The 15,807-nt window shown below is 70.6% G+C and carries 11 protein-coding genes, 1 tRNA gene and 1 pseudogene; 1 reads left to right on the plus strand and 12 read right to left on the minus strand.

Annotated features, from left to right (window positions below):
- From AC1D01_RS04715 to AC1D01_RS04755, 9 genes and pseudogenes are all read right to left on the minus strand, one after another.
- Positions 1–356: pseudogene (locus AC1D01_RS04715) on the minus strand (hypothetical protein); the annotation flags it as partial.
- Positions 357–411: 55 nt separating this feature from the next.
- Positions 412–2,109, minus strand: coding sequence for a glycoside hydrolase family 6 protein (locus tag AC1D01_RS04720; protein ID WP_477864922.1), 1,698 nt, complete (start codon positions 2,107–2,109; stop codon positions 412–414).
- Positions 2,110–2,147: 38 nt separating this feature from the next.
- Positions 2,148–3,464 carry a glycoside hydrolase family 5 protein gene (locus tag AC1D01_RS04725; protein WP_477864923.1) on the minus strand — a complete coding sequence of 439 codons (1,317 nt, stop codon included), beginning with the start codon at positions 3,462–3,464 and terminating at the stop codon, positions 2,148–2,150.
- Between the two features lie 20 nt (positions 3,465–3,484).
- Positions 3,485–4,660: a DUF3570 domain-containing protein gene (locus AC1D01_RS04730; protein WP_477864924.1), complete on the minus strand. Its 1,176-nt coding sequence runs from the start codon at positions 4,658–4,660 to the stop codon at positions 3,485–3,487.
- On the minus strand, positions 4,647–4,856 hold the full coding sequence (locus AC1D01_RS04735) for a DUF4266 domain-containing protein (RefSeq protein ID WP_477864925.1): 210 nt from the start codon (positions 4,854–4,856) through the stop codon (positions 4,647–4,649). The genes AC1D01_RS04730 and AC1D01_RS04735 overlap by 14 nt, the downstream gene beginning before the upstream one ends.
- Positions 4,857–4,879: 23 nt before the next feature.
- Positions 4,880–5,380 carry a TlpA family protein disulfide reductase gene (locus AC1D01_RS04740; protein ID WP_477864926.1) on the minus strand — a complete coding sequence of 167 codons (501 nt, stop codon included), beginning with the start codon at positions 5,378–5,380 and terminating at the stop codon, positions 4,880–4,882.
- On the minus strand, positions 5,380–7,953 hold the full coding sequence (locus tag AC1D01_RS04745) for a choice-of-anchor D domain-containing protein (RefSeq protein WP_477864927.1): 2,574 nt from the start codon (positions 7,951–7,953) through the stop codon (positions 5,380–5,382). Before AC1D01_RS04745 ends, AC1D01_RS04740 begins: the two co-directional genes overlap by 1 nt.
- A 4-nt stretch (positions 7,954–7,957) precedes the next feature.
- Positions 7,958–9,448, minus strand: a complete 1,491-nt coding sequence (locus tag AC1D01_RS04750) for a DUF1552 domain-containing protein (RefSeq protein ID WP_477864928.1) — start codon at positions 9,446–9,448, stop codon at positions 7,958–7,960.
- Entirely contained in the window at positions 9,445–11,274 is a 1,830-nt protein-coding gene (locus tag AC1D01_RS04755; RefSeq protein WP_477864929.1) for a DUF1592 domain-containing protein, read from the minus strand. The genes AC1D01_RS04750 and AC1D01_RS04755 overlap by 4 nt, the downstream gene beginning before the upstream one ends.
- A gap of 247 nt (positions 11,275–11,521) precedes the next feature.
- Here AC1D01_RS04755 and AC1D01_RS04760 point away from each other — a divergent pair, with 247 nt between their 5' ends.
- A complete protein-coding gene (locus AC1D01_RS04760; RefSeq protein WP_477864930.1) occupies positions 11,522–13,834 on the plus strand; it encodes a winged helix-turn-helix domain-containing protein in 2,313 nt (770 codons plus the stop codon).
- Positions 13,835–13,855: 21 nt separating this feature from the next.
- Here AC1D01_RS04760 and AC1D01_RS04765 read toward each other — a convergent pair whose 3' ends face one another.
- The 3 genes from AC1D01_RS04765 to AC1D01_RS04775 form a co-directional block, all read right to left on the minus strand.
- Positions 13,856–14,980: a Fic family protein gene (locus AC1D01_RS04765; RefSeq protein WP_477864931.1), complete on the minus strand. Its 1,125-nt coding sequence runs from the start codon at positions 14,978–14,980 to the stop codon at positions 13,856–13,858.
- A gap of 34 nt (positions 14,981–15,014) precedes the next feature.
- Positions 15,015–15,107, minus strand: a tRNA-Sec gene (locus AC1D01_RS04770).
- A gap of 10 nt (positions 15,108–15,117) precedes the next feature.
- The coding region (locus tag AC1D01_RS04775; RefSeq protein ID WP_477864932.1) for a SelB domain-containing protein at positions 15,118–15,807 on the minus strand (690 nt) is incomplete at its 5' end.

Below are 15,807 nucleotides of genomic sequence, written 5' to 3' on the forward strand. Positions count from 1 at the left end.
GGAGCAGGCGTCGGAGCCGGTGCGGGGGCAGGGGCCGGAGCGGGCGACGGTGCCGGAGCCGGGGCGGGCGCCGCGGCCGCGCCGACGGCGCACTTCTTGGCTTTGCCGGGGTACGGGTCGGAGCCGAAGGTCGCGGTCGTGCAGGCGATGTTGCCCGACAGCGTCTTCGTCACGAACTTGTCCTTGATGCCGAACGAGACCGAGCGTTTGGCGGTGCCCGCCTTGCAGGTCTCGCCTTCATCGGCGCACTTCGAGTAGCCGGACGGCCAGTCCTTGGCGAAGGCGGGTGAGGCGACGGTGGCGAACAGCGCGGCGACGGCAAGGGCCGCGGCGCGGGGGCGATGGGAAGGGTTCATCGGCGTGGTTCCTGGATGGATATCGTGGATGTCGAAGGCATGGATGCGCTGACCGTCACTTGATCGCCGGCGACGCATTGCGCAGCAGCATCAGGAACTGGTCGTGGAACCACTGGCCGGCGTGCGGTGCGCCGCTCAGCGCGTCGACGTTGGCCGAGCCGCACATCGCGTCGAAGCGCTTGCCTTCGGCGTTCGGCGTGTTGGCGGTGCTGTCGCTGGTGCCGTCGGAAGCGCCGGGCGGTTTGACGAACACGAACGCGTCGAGGTGCGGGCGGCTCGCATCCGGCTTGGCGCGGGGCCGTTCGCCGATGCCGGTGTCCTTCACGTTGCACCAGTTGCCGCGCTGGTTGCGGCGGTCGATGCGCATGTCATCCACATCGGCGGCTGCCTTGGTGGGCCGCTTCGTGCTGCCCCAGCCGTTGCGCGAGGTGTCGATGATGAACGACAGCGTGTCGGGGAAGCCGGCCGCGACGAACTCGGTGCGCAGCTTGTCGGTGTAGCTGAGCTCGTCGATCATGCGGTTCCACTCGTAGAACTCGGTCGTGCCACCCGACTTGACGTTGTCGTCGGTGCCGTCGAAGTACGGCTCGTCCAGCGGCGTGTAGTTCGCGGTGTTGCTCGCGAAGCCGCGGATGATGCCGAGGTTGCCGCTGGGCGTCGCGCCCTTCACCAGCGTCTTGAAGCCGTCGATGGCCTTGGCGCGGTTGTTGTCCCAGCCGAGCCAGCCCGAGTGCGCGATGTCGAGGTACATGTACACGTTCTTCAGCGTCGACAGCTTGTTCAGCGTGTACTGGATGCCTTGCACGTAGACACCCTTGCTGTTCACCGAATCGCACATCGTCTTGCCGATGCCGATGTTGGTGAGCATGTTCGGGAACGAGTCGGGCTCGATCACCGTGACGATGCGCAGGCCGGCATAGGCCGGGCGCGCCAGGATCTCGGCGATGCGGTCGATGTACTGCGTCTTGTACTTCGTCATGCCGTCGTTGGCCGAGCTCAGCTCGCCGTTCGAGGCCAGCGCGGCGCAGTCGCGGTCGGGCAGGTCGTACACGACGAGCTGGATCGTCATCGGCTTCAGCGTGCTGCCGCTCAGCGTCTTCTGCTGCGCGACGGCCGCGTCGAGGTGCTCGACCAGGCCCATCGCGCCACCGCTGGCCTTGGCGCCGTCGATCGCGCCGATGCGGTCCAGCCAGACGGCGGTCGGGAACTTGGCGGCCGCCTTCACCAGCGCGGTGTCGGTGGCCGAGGCGGTCACGCGGGTCAGCGATTGCGCGACCTGGGTGCCGTAGTCGGGGTCCACGTAGAACAGCGCGTCGGCGTACGGGTTGCCGGTGGTGATCAGATCGCTCGCCGGGGCCGGGGCCGGTGCGGGAGCGGGTGCCGGAGAAGGCGAAGGGGCCGGTGCGGGAGCCGGCGACGGTGCTGGTGCGGGCGCAGGAGCCGGCGCAGGAGAAGGCGCCGGGGCGGGCGAGGGCGTGGGGGCCGGAGCCGGTGCCGGCGACGGGGAAGGTGCCGGCGCGGGAGACGGCGTGGGCGCAGGCGCCGGTGCCGGCGAGGGCGACGGGGCCGGTGCGGGGGCAGGCGAAGGAGAAGGCGACGGCGACGGCGTGGTGGTGGGCGCCGGGGCCGGCGCATGGCTCGTCGGTGACGGTGCCGGGTTGTCATTGCTGTCGTTGCCACCGCAGGCGGCGAGAACGAGCGAGAACAGCAGGCTCACACCGGCGCGTCCGCGCTGGCGTTTTTGGCTTTTCATGTGGAGTCCCTTGATGTGTTGAATTCAGAGAAAACAGGTCACTGCAGGTACGGCTTCAGCACGTTCATCTGCGGCTTGTCGGTGCTGCCTGCGGGTTCGATCGAATACATGTAGCTGCCCCACCAGGGGCCGGCCGCCCACCAGACCCAGCCGGCCCAGACGTCGGCGTTGGATTTCAGGTGGCCGAGTGCGTTGGCCACGGCCAGGTCGCAGGTGGCGTTCGATGCGGCACCCACTTCGCCGAGTACGGCGCGGTAGCCGTTGCTGCGCGCCCAGGTCGTGAAGGCCTGCAGGCGCTCGGCGCCGATGGTGGCGCTGGCGCAGTCCGGCTTGGTGCCGGACGAATCGGCGTCGAGGTACTGGTGCACCTCGAACACCATGTTCTTGCCCGGGTCGACGATGCCCTTCATCACGGTGCCGTTCGCGGTGCCGTACCAGTCCTGCAGCCAGCTGTGCGCGCCGGTCCAGGCGTTGCCCGGCACGGTGACGACGTTGGTCGCGCCGGTGGTTCGGATCGCGGCCAGCGCGGCGTTGGCCGCCGCGAGCCACTGCTCGGTCGCGATGTCGTGCGGCTCGTTCATCAGCCCGAACGCGACGTTCGGATTGCCCTTGAACTGCGTCGCCAGGCGCGACCAGAAATCGGCGAAGGCCGCGTTCGGCACCTGCGCCGAGCCGATCAGGTTGCCGCGGTAGCGCGCGTAGTTGTGCGGATCGATCAGCACCGTGACGCCGGTGGCGGTGACCTGCTGCACGAAGGTGGTGAGCCGCGACAGCTCGGTTGCGTCGAAGGGCTGGTTCAGCGACGGTTGCAGCCGCTCCCACAGGAAGGGCAGGCGCACCGCGTTCATGCCCTTGCTCTTGAAGTAGGCCGCGCTCGACGCCGACGGGTAGACGTAGTCGGTGTTGTAGGTGCCGGGCAGGCTGCCGGGCGCGAACTCGGCGCTGGCGAGGCTGACGGCGCGCCACGAGAGCGTGGCCGCTGCGGGGGCGGGTGCAGGCGCAGGGGCCGGGGCGGGTGCCGGCGCAGGCGCGGGGGCCGGAGAGGGAGCAGGTGCCGGTGCCGGTGTGGGCGCTGGTGCGGGAGCCGGTGCAGGCGTGGGAGCCGGTGCGGGTGCAGGAGTCGGCGCAGGCGCCGGTGCTGGCGTGGGAGCGGGAGCCGGTGCCGGCGAAGGCGTGGGAGCAGGCGCTGGTGAAGGCGCAGGAGCCGGAGCCGGAGCCGGAGCCGGAGCAGGCGCCGGCGCCCCCCCGCCCACCGGCGACGGTGCCGGCGCATCGTCATTGCCGCCACCGCAGGCGGCGAGCAGCAGCAAGGCGCTCAGCGCCACGCGGCGGGAACGGAAAAGGATGTCGTTCATGGGCGAGGGTTCCGTAGGGGTCAGAAGCGGGTCGCGAGACCCCACTGCACGATCGTTGCGTCGAAGGTGTCGATGCCGGGCGAGCCCTTGCCGCCGAGGCGCCAGTCCGAGCGCTGCTGGTAGCGCTCGAGCTTCAGGTCGGTGGTCCAGTTGCCGAAGTGCAACTCCAGCTTCAGGCCGAGCGTGATGCCGCCGAAGGCCGACAGCCGCTGGTCGGCCGACGAGAACTCGGGCGTGCCGACCGGCCCCGGGTACACCGCGGTGTCGAGCACCGGGTCGTAGTAGAACGACGCGGCGTTCTGCGTGTAGTAGCGGAACGACGGCGTCACCGAGAACAGCTCCGACACCGGCTGCACCCACGCCGTCTCCAGCGTGTTCGAGCGGATGCCGAAGGTGTCGCTGTAGTAGCGGTAGCTCGTGCGCAGCGTGCCCGACACCGATTCGAAGTGGTGGTTCCAGCGCAGCATGCCGATGCTCGCATCGCGCTCGCGCGGCCGGTGGTCGTACAGCTTGTACGGGTCGTTGAAGTAGCCGCGGCCCACCGAGTAGGTCAGGCTCAGCTGCGCGATGTCGCGCGGCGACAGCGCCTGCGTCACGCCCAGCGTCAGCTCCGAGGTGGTCTTGCGCTCGTCGATGACGACCGCGTTGACCGGGTCGATGCGGTCGCGCGTGCCGGCGATGCCGATGTTGAACGTGGTGTTGTTGTCGGCGGTCGCGACGCGGCCTTCGAGCGACAGCGCGCTCGACTTGTAGTCGTTCTCGCTCGAGTGCGCGGTGCCGAGCGCGAGGGCGCCGCGCTCGAAGTAGCGCGTCACCTTCAGGTCGCCGGCCTTGCGCTTGTCTTCCATGCCCGGCGAGCGCGAGGCGCCCGACACGTCGCTGTAGTAGCGCGGCGTCGCGCCCGACACGTCGTCGATCACGCCCGAGCCCTCGATCGACCAGCGGCCGATCGGCGCCATCACGTACAGCGACGGCGCCTTCACGGTGATGCGGTTGAGCCGGCTGCCTTCGCTGCCGTCGTAGTACGGGTAGCGCACGTTGACGGCCTGGCTGTCCTTGTACTGCAGGTACTTGAACGCGATCAGGCCGTGCTCCGGCGGGTCTTCGGCGCGCGCCGCGCCCGCGGCCAGCACGCCCGGCAGCGCGAGCGCCGCGGCGACCAGGTTGCCGACGCGGGCCGTCTTAGTTGCAGCCACAACCGCCTCCGCCGACACCGGAGCCGCCCGAGGCCGCTTCCTTGCTGTTCAGGATGTGCACGTCGAAGCGCCCTTCGAGCGCGTCGCCGCCGAGGGTCATCTCCGGCTTCGCGAGCAGGCCCTTCTCCCACGGTTGCGGAGGTTGCAGCACGGAGCAGCCGGAGAGGGCGGCGCCGAGCACGAGCAGGGCGGTCAATGTCTTCCTGGTCATGGCAGCGGTCACTTCAGCGCCGCGACGATCGCGTCTTCGAGCGCCTTGCGCTCGTCCTCGCGGAACCCGGCGTGCATCTGGATCACCTTGCCGTCGGCGCCGATCAGCACCGAGGTCGGCATGCCCTTCACGCCATAGCGCTTCGGCGTGTCGCCCTGCGCATCGAAGGCCACCACGAAGCTCGCCGGCACCTCGGCCAGGAACTTGTCGGCGTCGGCCCGCTTCGAGTCGAGGTTGATGCCGACGATCTGCAGGCCCTTCGCGCCGTACTTCGCCTGCATTTCGTTCATCCACGGGAACGACTGCTTGCACGGGCCGCACCACGAGGCCCAGAAGTCGAGGTACACGACCTTGCCCTTCATCGCGCCGAGGTTCACCGCGCTGCGCGAACCGTTCAGCTGGAACTCGGGCGCCTGGGTGCCGGCGTCGACGGCGGCCGCGGGCAGCGCGGCGAAGAGGCTGGTGGACAGGGCCAGCGCGAGGGCGGACCAGCGGTTGATCGGGTTCATCAAGCGATTTCCTTCGAGACAGAAGCAGAAACAAGAACGGGATTGCGGCGGCGCACCTGCAGCGCCGCGATGGCGAGCACCAGCAGTGCGAGCCAGCGGGCATCGAGCGCGCCCGCGCCTTCGTTGGTCGATGGGGTTTCGGCCTGGGCCGACAGCGCCACCTCGGTGGCCTGGCCGGCGGACGACATCACCTTCAGCGTGCCGTGCATCGCACCGCCGCTGCCGGGGGCGAACACCACCGTCACCGTGCACGACTTGCCGGCGGCCAGCGTCCACGGCACGCCCGGGCAGGCATCGGAGGCCGAGCCGGACGCGACGATGAAGCCGGCGCTCGTCGTCACCGCCGAGATCGTCGCGGTCGCCGCCGAGCTGTTGGAGATGCGCACCGTCAGCGGATCACTGCGCGCACCGGTGCGCACCGTGGTCGAGCGGTAGTCGAGGGCCGTCGGCGCCACCGCGAGCGTGCCGGTGGCCGGGGGAGTCGTGCCACCACCGCCGCCGGTGTCGGGCGGGGTCGTGCCACCGCCGCCACCGGTGTCAGGCGGCGTCGTTCCACCACCACCGCCACCCCCGGTCGAGGCCGCCACGCCGCTGCCGCTCAGTGCGACATCCGGCGGGTTGCTGCCGCTCGAGGCGACCAGCAGCACCGCGCTGCGCATGCCGGCCACGTCGGGCACGAAGCTGACGACCACCGTGCAGCTCGCGCTGGCGGCCAGCGTGATGCCGCCGACGCAGGTGCCGCCGCCGACCGAGAACGCATTGGCCTGCGCGCCCGAGATGCCGATCGACGACACCGTCACCGGCCCCGGCCCGTTGTTCACCAGCGTCAGCGGGCTGCCGGTCGCCGTCTTGCCGACCTCGGTCGACGCGAACTGCAGCGCGTTGGTGTTGCCCTGCCAGGCCAGCACCGGCAGCACCGCCGTCGTGCCCTGGCCGGTCAGCACCACGCTGTTCGGCGAGCTGAACGCGTTCGACATGATCGTCACCGTCTCGGCCGCGTTGTCGGCCGCCGGTGCGTAGGTCACCGTCAGCGTGCAGACCACGCCGGGCGCCAGGCTGGCCGCGCAATCGTGGCTGGCCTTGAACTCGGTCGAGCTGCTGACGATGCTCGCGATCTGCAGCGCCGCGCTGCCGGTGTTCGACACCGTCACCGAGCGCGGCAGCGAGGTCGTGCCCATCGACACCTGGCCGAAGCCGATCGACGGCTGCGACAGCGTCAGCTCCGGCGACGCGATCGCGATGCCGACCCCGCCGACCGACAGCGAGGCCGTGCCGCTGGGCGCGTTGCTCGCGATCTCGACGCTGGCCGAACGCGGGCCGAGCGCGCTCGGCTTCAGCGCCACGGTCACCGTGCAGCTCGCCGCCGGCGCCACCGTCGCGCCGGCACAGGTGCCGCCGAGCACCATGTCGGCGGCATTGGTGCCGCTCGCGCTGACCTTGCTGATCTTCAGGTCGGCCTGGCCGTTGTTCGTGACCGTCGCGGTGCGCGCGGCACCGGTGGTCGCGAGGCCTTGCGCGCCGAGGTCCAGCACGATCGCGTCGAGCGCCAGCCCGGGCTGCGCGTTCGCATTGCCGGTGCCGCTCAAGGCCACCGTCGCAGCGGTGCTGCCCCCGCTGTGGGCGATCGCGAGGCTCGCGGCGCGCGCCCCGGTGGCCGCCGGCGTGAAGGCGATGTCGATGAAGCAGTTGCTGCCCGCGGCGACGCTGGTGCCGGCCTTGCAGGTCGAGGCCGAGGCGATCGCGAACTCCGCGGCCTGCGCGCCGCTCACCGTCAGCGAGTTGACCGTCAGCGCCGCGGTGCCGCTGTTGCCCAGCGTCACGCGCAGCGGGTCGGAGCTGGCGCCCACCGTCTGCGAGAAGCTCAGCGTGGTCGGCGACAGCGTCACCGTCGGCGAGCTGTCGGCGCCGGTGCCCGAGAGCGTCGCGGTGCTGCTGCCGGTGGCGCCGTTGTGGCCCACGGTCAGCGTGGCCGAGCGCGTGCCGGCGAGCGTGGGCTTGAAGGTCACCGTCACCGAGCAGGCGGTGCCGGCGGTGAGCGAGGTGCCCACCTTGCAGGTGCCGCCGCTGATGGCGAAATCGCTGCCCGCGGTGAGCCCGAGGCTGCTGATCACCAGGGCCGCGCCCGCGCCCACCGAGTTGTTGACCGAGAAGGTCTGCGCGGCGCTGGTGGTGCCGAGCGCCTGGCTCGTGAAAGTGAGGCTGCCCGGGCTGACCGACGGTGCCGGCTCGGGCGTGGTCGGCAGGTAGCTCGGCGTGCGGCCGAGCTGCTGGCCGATGTAGGCCGCCAGGTCGTTCAACTGCGCATCGGTGAGCTTCCCCTGCAGGAAGTTCATCTGCGTGTTGGTCACGATGATGCCCTTGATGTTGGACGCGCTCGTGCCGTTGGCGATGCGGTTCAGCGGGTTCGCCGGGATCGTGCCGTGGCAGGCGCTGTTGCTGCAGCTCTGCTTGCCGGCGACCAGCGTGGTCGTGAACAGCATCTGGCCGTTGCTGGCGCTCTGCGCCAGAGCGGGCCCGGCGGCGGCCAGCGCCAACGCCGGCGCCGCGAGGAGGTGAAGGAAGGTGCGCTTCATCGCATCAGGCCTTCATCCACGGCAGGTCCTGCCCGGCCACCGACCAGATCGCGTCGGTGTGGTCGCCGTTGGCGCCGCGCACGTTCGGGTAGCCCCAGGCGGTGGTGTTCATGTCGCTGGTGCTCACGCCCATCGCGCGCAGCACCATGCCCATCCACTGCGTGTACAGCAGGCCCGAGTACCAGTGCGGGTCCGATGACCAGTTGAACGAGTTCAGGTCGCGGTAGTCCAGCGACTGGCCGGTCTTGAAATAGCCGCCGGCATCGCCGAGCGCGATGATCGGGATGCAGCGGTTGTGGTGGTGGCCCGGGTTGCCGCCCGAGCCGAGCTCGAAGCCGCTCGCGATCAGCGCCTTGTCGAACAGCGTCTTGCCGTCGGCCGTCTTCACCTGGTCCATCTTCGCGGCCATGTCGAGCATGCAGCTCTCGAACTGCAGCTGCACCGCGGCGTTGAAGCCGGCGCGCTTGGCGCTGTCGTCCAGCGCGTGCGCGTAGTCGTTGTGCCAGGCGTGTTCCGGCTCCGGGCCGAAGGTGTACGAGGTGGAACCGTTCACGTAGACGCGGCTGATGCCGGCCGAGAAGGCGGCCACCACGATGTCGTTCCACAGCTGCTCCACCTGCGCCTGGCTCGGCGGCTGGCCATAGAAGCCGGCCGCCGATTCCAGCGACGAGGTGTCGCTGGTCGGGCGCTGGAAGGTGCTGCTGACCGGCGTCTGCGCGAGCTTGCCTTCGACCTGGTTCAGCAGGTCGAGGTAGTCGCCGAGCCGCGACTTGCAGTCGGCCGAGCACGAGGCATCGGCCATCACCAGGTCGGCGTGTTCCTTCACGCGGTCGACCAGCACCGTCTTGTCGGTCGGCGTCGGCGTGGGGGTGCCACCGCCGCCTGCGTTCTTGAAGAGGCGATCGAACAGCTTGACGTTGCTCTCGGCGGTCGGCGTGGTCTGCACGGTGGCGGTGCCGGATTTCGACAGCGACACCAGGTTGCGCACGATCGCCGGCTGCAGCACCGCGGTCGGGTAGAAGCTGCTCGAGCTGCCCAGCACCTGGTCGATGGTCGGGTTGGTGGCGTCGCCGCCCAGCGTGCCGCCGCGGTTGTGGCCGCTGCCCACCGCGAAGTCGAGCCCGTTGATGATGTTCAGCTTCGACAACATGCGTGCCGTCAGCTTCGAGCTCTTCGCCCGCAGGATGTCGCTGATCACCGTCATGTCGCCCGAGGCCTTGGCCGCGGCAGCGAGCTGGGCCTGGCGGATCGTGATGCCGCCGTAGCTCTGCGTTGCCGCAGGCGCCTGGTCGAGCAGCGGTCCGAAGAACTGGCTCTGGAACACGCCGTGCCAGGTGGTGGTGTGCACGAAGAAGCGCTCGGCCGAGGCGGCTGCCTCGGTGGCGGCGCGCGCCTCGCGCGGCAGCAGCGAAGGCAGCAGGGGCAGCGCGAGTGCGGTGCCGCCGGCGCCGAGCAGGAACTGCCGGCGCGACAAGGGGTTGAATGCGGGTTTCATTGCGCCCTCTGGATCGTGGTGAACTCGGTGCGAAGCGCGACGGATGCGAACAGGCTGCGCAGGTYGGCGCCGTTGGCGGCCTGCACGCGCAGGGCTTCCATCAGTGCGCCGTCGGCGGCGGTCTCGGGACGGCCGAAGCTGTAGCGGACGTAGTTGCGTGCGAAGCAGCGCTCGAACTGGCCGCTGTCGAGGATGTACTGCTGCGTGGCCGCCGGCGAGGCGACGGCGCGCGACGAGCCGTCGGCCAGCCGCACCAGCGCGGCGGTGTCGATCGGCTTCTCGCCGAGCAGCCCGCCCTTGTCATCGAGCACGCGTTCGGTGCTGCGCGCGCGGCCCAGCGAATCGAAGCCCTCGAAGGCGAAGCCCCACGGGTTCATCTGCGTCTTGTGGCAGCCGATGCACGAGGTGCCCTCCATCTCGGTGACACGTTCGACGCGCTGACGAGTGGTCAGCACGCCCGTGAGATCCGCCTTCGAGTTCGATTGGTCCATCGCCGGCGTCGGCATCGCCTCGCAGGTCAGCCCGAACAGCACGCGGCTGCCGCGCGAGATCGGCAGCGTCGTGTCGGTCGAGCCCTGGGCGATGTAGCCGATGCGGGTGAGCAGGCCCACGCGCGAGGCTTCGGTGAACAGCGGCGGGGCGGACTTGCCGTCCCACACCGCGGTCTTGTAGAGCGAGGCGATGTCGGCCGTCTTCGCGTACGAGTGGCGGTCGGTCAGCACCTGCTGCAGCGAGGCGTTGCGCGCCGCCAGGTACGAGACCATGTCCAGCACCTCGTTCACGGCTGCGTCGCGCGAGGTCGGCAGCGCCTTGAAGCTGCCGGCGAAGGCATCGAACTTCGGGTCGCCGACCTTGCCGTCGAGTGCCACCAGCTCCTGCAGCCGGAACCAGCCGCCGAAGAAGTCGCGCATCGCGCGGTCGGAGCGGCTGTCGGCCATCAGGCGCTGGATCTGCGCGGTGAAGACAGCGGGCTTGAGCAGCGAGCCGTCATCGGCCAGCGTGTTCAGCGCGGCGTCGGGCACCGAGTTCCAGAAGTGCAGCGCGAGCCGGGTGGCCTGCTCGTGCGCGGTGAGCGACACGCACGTTGCGTTGGCATCGGTGGCGGCCTGCCCCTTCTCGACGACGAAGTAGAACTTCGGCGACGCGATCATCGTGCCCAGCACCTTGGCCACCGAGGCCTGCGTCGCGGCATTGCCGGCGGCGGTGCGGTACACGTTCACCTCGGCATCGGTCAGCGGCTGGCGGAACAGCAGCCGGCCGGCCTTGCGGATGAAGCCGGTGACGCACGCATCGGCGGTGCCGGTGCAGGTGCCCAGCAGCGTGTTCAAGCGGTTGGCGTCGGCCGTCATCGACTTCGCGAGCGTCTCGGCGGTGTCGTGCAGCGCGGTCACCTGGCGCAGGTTCACGCCGGTGTCCAGGCGTTCGTAACCCTTGTGTCGAGATGTAGACGGGTCGACCGGCACGTCGGGCGGGAACTGCGTGGTGTCGCGCACCAGCGGCCCGACGCTCGCGGCGAGCGTGGCATCGCCGGTGAGCGCGGTGGTGACGTCGGTCAGCGCGTTGACCACCTGGTCGCGCGTCAGCCGGCGTGGTTTGGAGGCGGCGCTGCAACCGGGGCCGGCGACATCACCGGGCGTCACCGCCTTGATCGTCACGGCGGCGATCTGCGCATGGGGGTCGGTGTCGGCGGGCACGACCACGGCGTTGCCGTTGCCTCCGCCGTTGCCGGTGGGCGGCGCGGCCGCCGCGGGCGTCGATTCACTCGAGTCGCCATTGCAGGCCGCCGCGAGTGCTGCGACACAGAGGGCCAGGAGGTGGGATCGCATGGTGCTCTCGGTTGGATGGCTGGTTTCAGGGGGCTTCGGGGCGCGATTCTGTTGAAAACGGTCTCAGGAGAATTGACGGAGGTGTGACTGACGTGTGCCTGTACGAGGAGAAAACGCGGACGCAACCGAGCGCAACAGGCGTAACGGTGACGAGTTGAAACAGACGTTTTTTGGCCTGCCGGCAGAATGCGAGGGCATCAAGACCCCGGCATGTACCGGGGTCGGCACCGGAGTCGTGAGGGAGTTGATGGACAACGAGGTGTTCGTTTTCGGCCAGTGCGAAGTTCGCGTAGCGACGCGCGAGGTGCTGCTGGCCGGCACACAACAGGCGATGGAGCCGCGGCCGTTCGAGCTGCTGGTCTACCTGATCCGGCACCGCGGGCGCATCGTCAGCAAGGACGAGCTGCTCGACAAGCTGTGGTCCTTCGATTTCGTCACGGCCAGCGTGATCGCGCGCGCGGTGATGAAGATCCGCAAGGTGATCGGCGACGACGGCGAGACCGGCGAGCTGATCAAGACCGTGCACCGCACCGGCTACCGCTTCATGGGGCAGGTGCGCGAGAAGTTGGCGCCGCCGATGGTGCCCGCCGTGCTGCCCGCGATGCCGTCGCCGGCGCAGCCGGATCCGCTGCCGTCATCCGGGTCGGCCCTCGCGCCGGTGGCGGCCGCCACCGTGACCGCGCCGGTCTCGCTCGCGCTGCTGCCGTTCGAGAACCTGACCGGCAGCGGCGACCTCGACTGGCTGGAGCTCGGGCTGCTGTCGCTGGTGGTGCGCGACCTCGGTGCGCACCCGCGCATGCAGGTGAGCTCGATCCCGTCGCTGCTGAACGCGCTGCAGGCGGTGCCGAAGGAATCCGGCTTCGCCGACCGCGCCGACGACCTGGCGCGGCTGCTCGCGGTGCGGCACGTGGCGCGCGTCGAGGTGCACGGCGGGCCGCTGCGCTTCGAGCTGCGCTGCACGCTGGTCGGCGAGGGCCGCACCGACAGCACGATGCTCGCCGCCACCGGCCTGCCGAACCTCGGCCGCAACCTGGTGCGCTGGCTGGAGACGCGCTTCTTCCCCGGCGAAGCGGCGGCCGAGCTGCATCCGGACGCCGGCGACAGCGTGCTCGGCCGCGCGCTGCAGGCGATCGCCGAACAGAAATGGACGCTCGCGCTGGAGCTGCTCGACCAGGTGCTGCGCCTCGAGCCGGCGCACCTCGGCGCGCAGGTGGAGCGCCTGCGCGCGCTGGTGGCGATGGACGACAGCGCCGCCTTCGAACTCGGCGACGTGCTGCTGGCGCGCCTGCGCGAGGAGCCGAACCAGGCGGCCGAGGCCGCGGTGCACTTCGAGCTGGCGCAGGCCCACGTGCGCCGGCGCGTCAACGACAAGGCCAAGCACCACCTCGAGGAAGCGCTGCACAGCGCGCCCGGCAAGGCGGCGCGCGAATCGGTGGTCGCGACCACGCTGCTGCGGGCCGGCATCGCGATCAATGAATTCGATTTCACCGTGGCTTCGGCCTTGGTGGACCGGGCCGAGATGCTGTGCAACGGCAGCGGCAGCGTGTTCGACCAGCTGCGCATCCTGGCGCTGCGGATGGTGATCGAGGGCGAGACCGGCAGCATGGTGCAGGCCTGGAACCATGCGCGGCGCTCGGCGTCGCTGTACCGCGACCATGGCGTGCTGGTGGGCCAGGCGCGAGCCGAATGCAACGTGGCCAACTCGAGTGCGAGCCTGGGGCATTTCCGCATGGCCGAGGAGCATGGCGAGGCGGGTCTCGCGATCTCGCGCAGCCTGCAGGTGCCGACCGACTCGGCGGTGTCGGCGATGCTGCTGTGCGGTGTGTACCGGCAGCTGCGCAAGCCGACCAGCCTGGCGCGCGTGCTGTCGATCCTGGAATCGGTGGACACCGGCGACGGGCCGCGCAACGAGGGCTTCCGGCTGATCGGCCGGGCGCACTACTCGCTCGCGATCGGGCAGGTGGGCGAGGCGGCGTGGCGGCTGTCGCAGGCGGCGGACGAGGCGGCCGCGAAGGGTCAGGAGATGCAGCTGCATTTCGTGCTGCCGCTGCTGGCCGGTGCGCTGATCCACGACGGGCAGCTCGACGCGGCGGACGAGGCCTGTGGCCGCATCGCATCGCTGACGAAGCTGGCGCGCGACCGCAACCTGCAGGGCGCGCTGTGGCACAGCCAGGCGCAGCTGGCGCTGGCGCGTGGCGACCGCGAGCGCGCGATCGCGCTGCTGCGCAAGGGGCGCGACGTGACGCCGCTCGGCTGGTGGAACGCGCATTCGCGGCTGGATGGCGCGTGGCTGTGCATCGAGGAGGGYCGCTCGGGCGAGGCGGTGGAACTGCTGCGCGGGCTGGAGACCTGGCTCGACGAGCACCCGGCCGGGCTCGCGGTGGCGGCGCGGCTGTTGCACGCGCAAGGCCGCAGCGGCGAGGCGCGCGCGACGCATGCGCGGCTGGCGGCGAGCGTCGACGGCACGCTGCCGGCGTGGCTGCTGGAGCTGGGCGGCTGCTATGAGGGGCAGCGGGCGGTGGAGGTGCCGCGCGCGCCGTGCGTGGTGACGTGGTTGTGAGCTGGCGGCGCTGACACCGCGTCAGGAAGCGGAGCTCGCCAGCTCGTACGCGGTGCTGCGCCCGCCCGCTGCCGACTTGCGCAGTACGCCCAGGGCCAGCAACTGCGCGATGTCCCGCAGCGCCGTGTCCGCCGAGCACTTGGCGATGGCCGCCCACTTGCTGCTGGTCAGCTTGCCGTCGAATCCGTCGAGCAGGCGGTTGAGCAGCTTCACCTGGCGTTCGTTCATCGGCGTGCCGGCCCAGTGTTGCCAGAACCGCGCCTTGCCCAGCACGCCGTCGAGCGTGACCTGCGCCGTGGCGACGGCCCGGCCCAGCGTGCCGAGAAACCAGGCCAGCCAGCCGGTGGCATCCATCGGGCCCTTCTGCGTGCGTTCGAGGATGTCGTAGTAGTCCTTGCGCTCGCGCTGGATCTGCGCCGACAGGCTGTAGAAGCGCTGTCCGCTGCCGTCCGCACGGGCCAGGAACAGGTCGCCCACGGCGCGTGCGATGCGGCCGTTGCCGTCGTCGAACGGATGCAGCGTCACGAACCACAGGTGGGCGAGGCCCGCCTTGATCAGCGCGGGCTCGCCGGTGTCGTCGTTGGCCCAGGCGAGGAACCGCGCCATCTCGGCGGGCAGCGACGCGGCGGGGGGTGCCTGGAAATGCACCTTGTGGCGGTTCGCGGGGCCGGAGACGACCTGCATCGGCCCGCTCGCATCGTCGCGCCATTGGCCGACGCTGATCCTGCTCATGCCCGAGTAGCCGGTCGGAAACAGCGCCGCATGCCAGCCGAACAGCCGCTCGGCGGTCAGGGGCTCGGTGCTGCGCGATGTGGCATCGAGCACCATCTCGACGACGCCCTCCACATGCCGGTCCACCGGCGCCAGCGCGCCGATGTCCATGCCGAGCCGACGGGCGATCGACGAGCGGACCGAGGCGACGTCCAACACCTCGCCCTCGATCTCGCTGGTCTTGAGCACGTCATCGGTCAGCGCGGCCAGATTGACCTCATCGCGCAGCGCCGGCTCGACATCGGCCAGGCGACCGAGCAGAACCCCCAGGCCATGGCTCACGTCCGCCCGCGGCTGAGCGAGCGCGGACAGGTCATGGCGCCACTGCGGCCAGTCGTCCGCCTGCCAGATGTAGAGGTTTTCTCCGCGCTGCATGCGGTGATTAAGCCCTGGATTCGCCGCAGGCGGGCGGAGGGGAATGGGAGTCGAACCCACCCGGCGGCGCATGGCGCCACCCACCGGGTTTGAAGCCCGGCCGTCCCACCGGGGACGCTTCCCCTCCTGTGTTTCATTCAGCGCATCGTCATCGCAGGGCCTGTGAACAACGCGGTGTCGCTGCGCAACCGGTGCTCGTCGCCGACGCGGCGCAGCAGCCCGATGCGGTCGAAGTACTCGAGGATCTGGATCGCGCGCTTGCGGCCGAGGCCGGTGGCGTCGCGAAAGCGCGCGGCCGTGACGGCGCCGTCGGCATCGCCCGCGGCGACGCTGCGCACGTGCGCGGCCAGTTGCGCCATCGTGGCCGGCGCGCAGTACAGGTCTTTCGCGACCTGGTGCAGCTCGCCGCGCTGCGCGAGCCGTGCGAGCGTCGTGCGCATCAGCACCTCGCCCTCGCGCGTGTCGCGGGCGAGGTCGCGCACCCAGCTGCCGTCGAAGCCGGCGGTCGCGAGCAGCGGCGCCACCTTCTGCGCGATGCGCTCGTCGGCGGCCGACAGGCGCAGCGCATGCTCGGGCAGGTGCACGAACGCGCCGCGCACCGTGACGACGCCCTCGGCCTGCAGCGCGGCGAGCAGCGCGCTCCACGGCGGCGGCGGCAGGCGCGGGCAGGCTAGGCGGCGCAGCCGGGCGGCATCGGGGCCGGGCACGTCGGGATCGCTCGCGTGGAAACGGCGCAGCGTGTCGATCACCGCGCTGCGTGCGGTGGCGCGTTGCGCGGGGCCCAGGGTCCAGTCGGGCGCATCGGCCGCGGCCTGCGGGGCGAGGCC

Source organism: Rhizobacter sp. P3_B12, assembly GCF_056402895.1.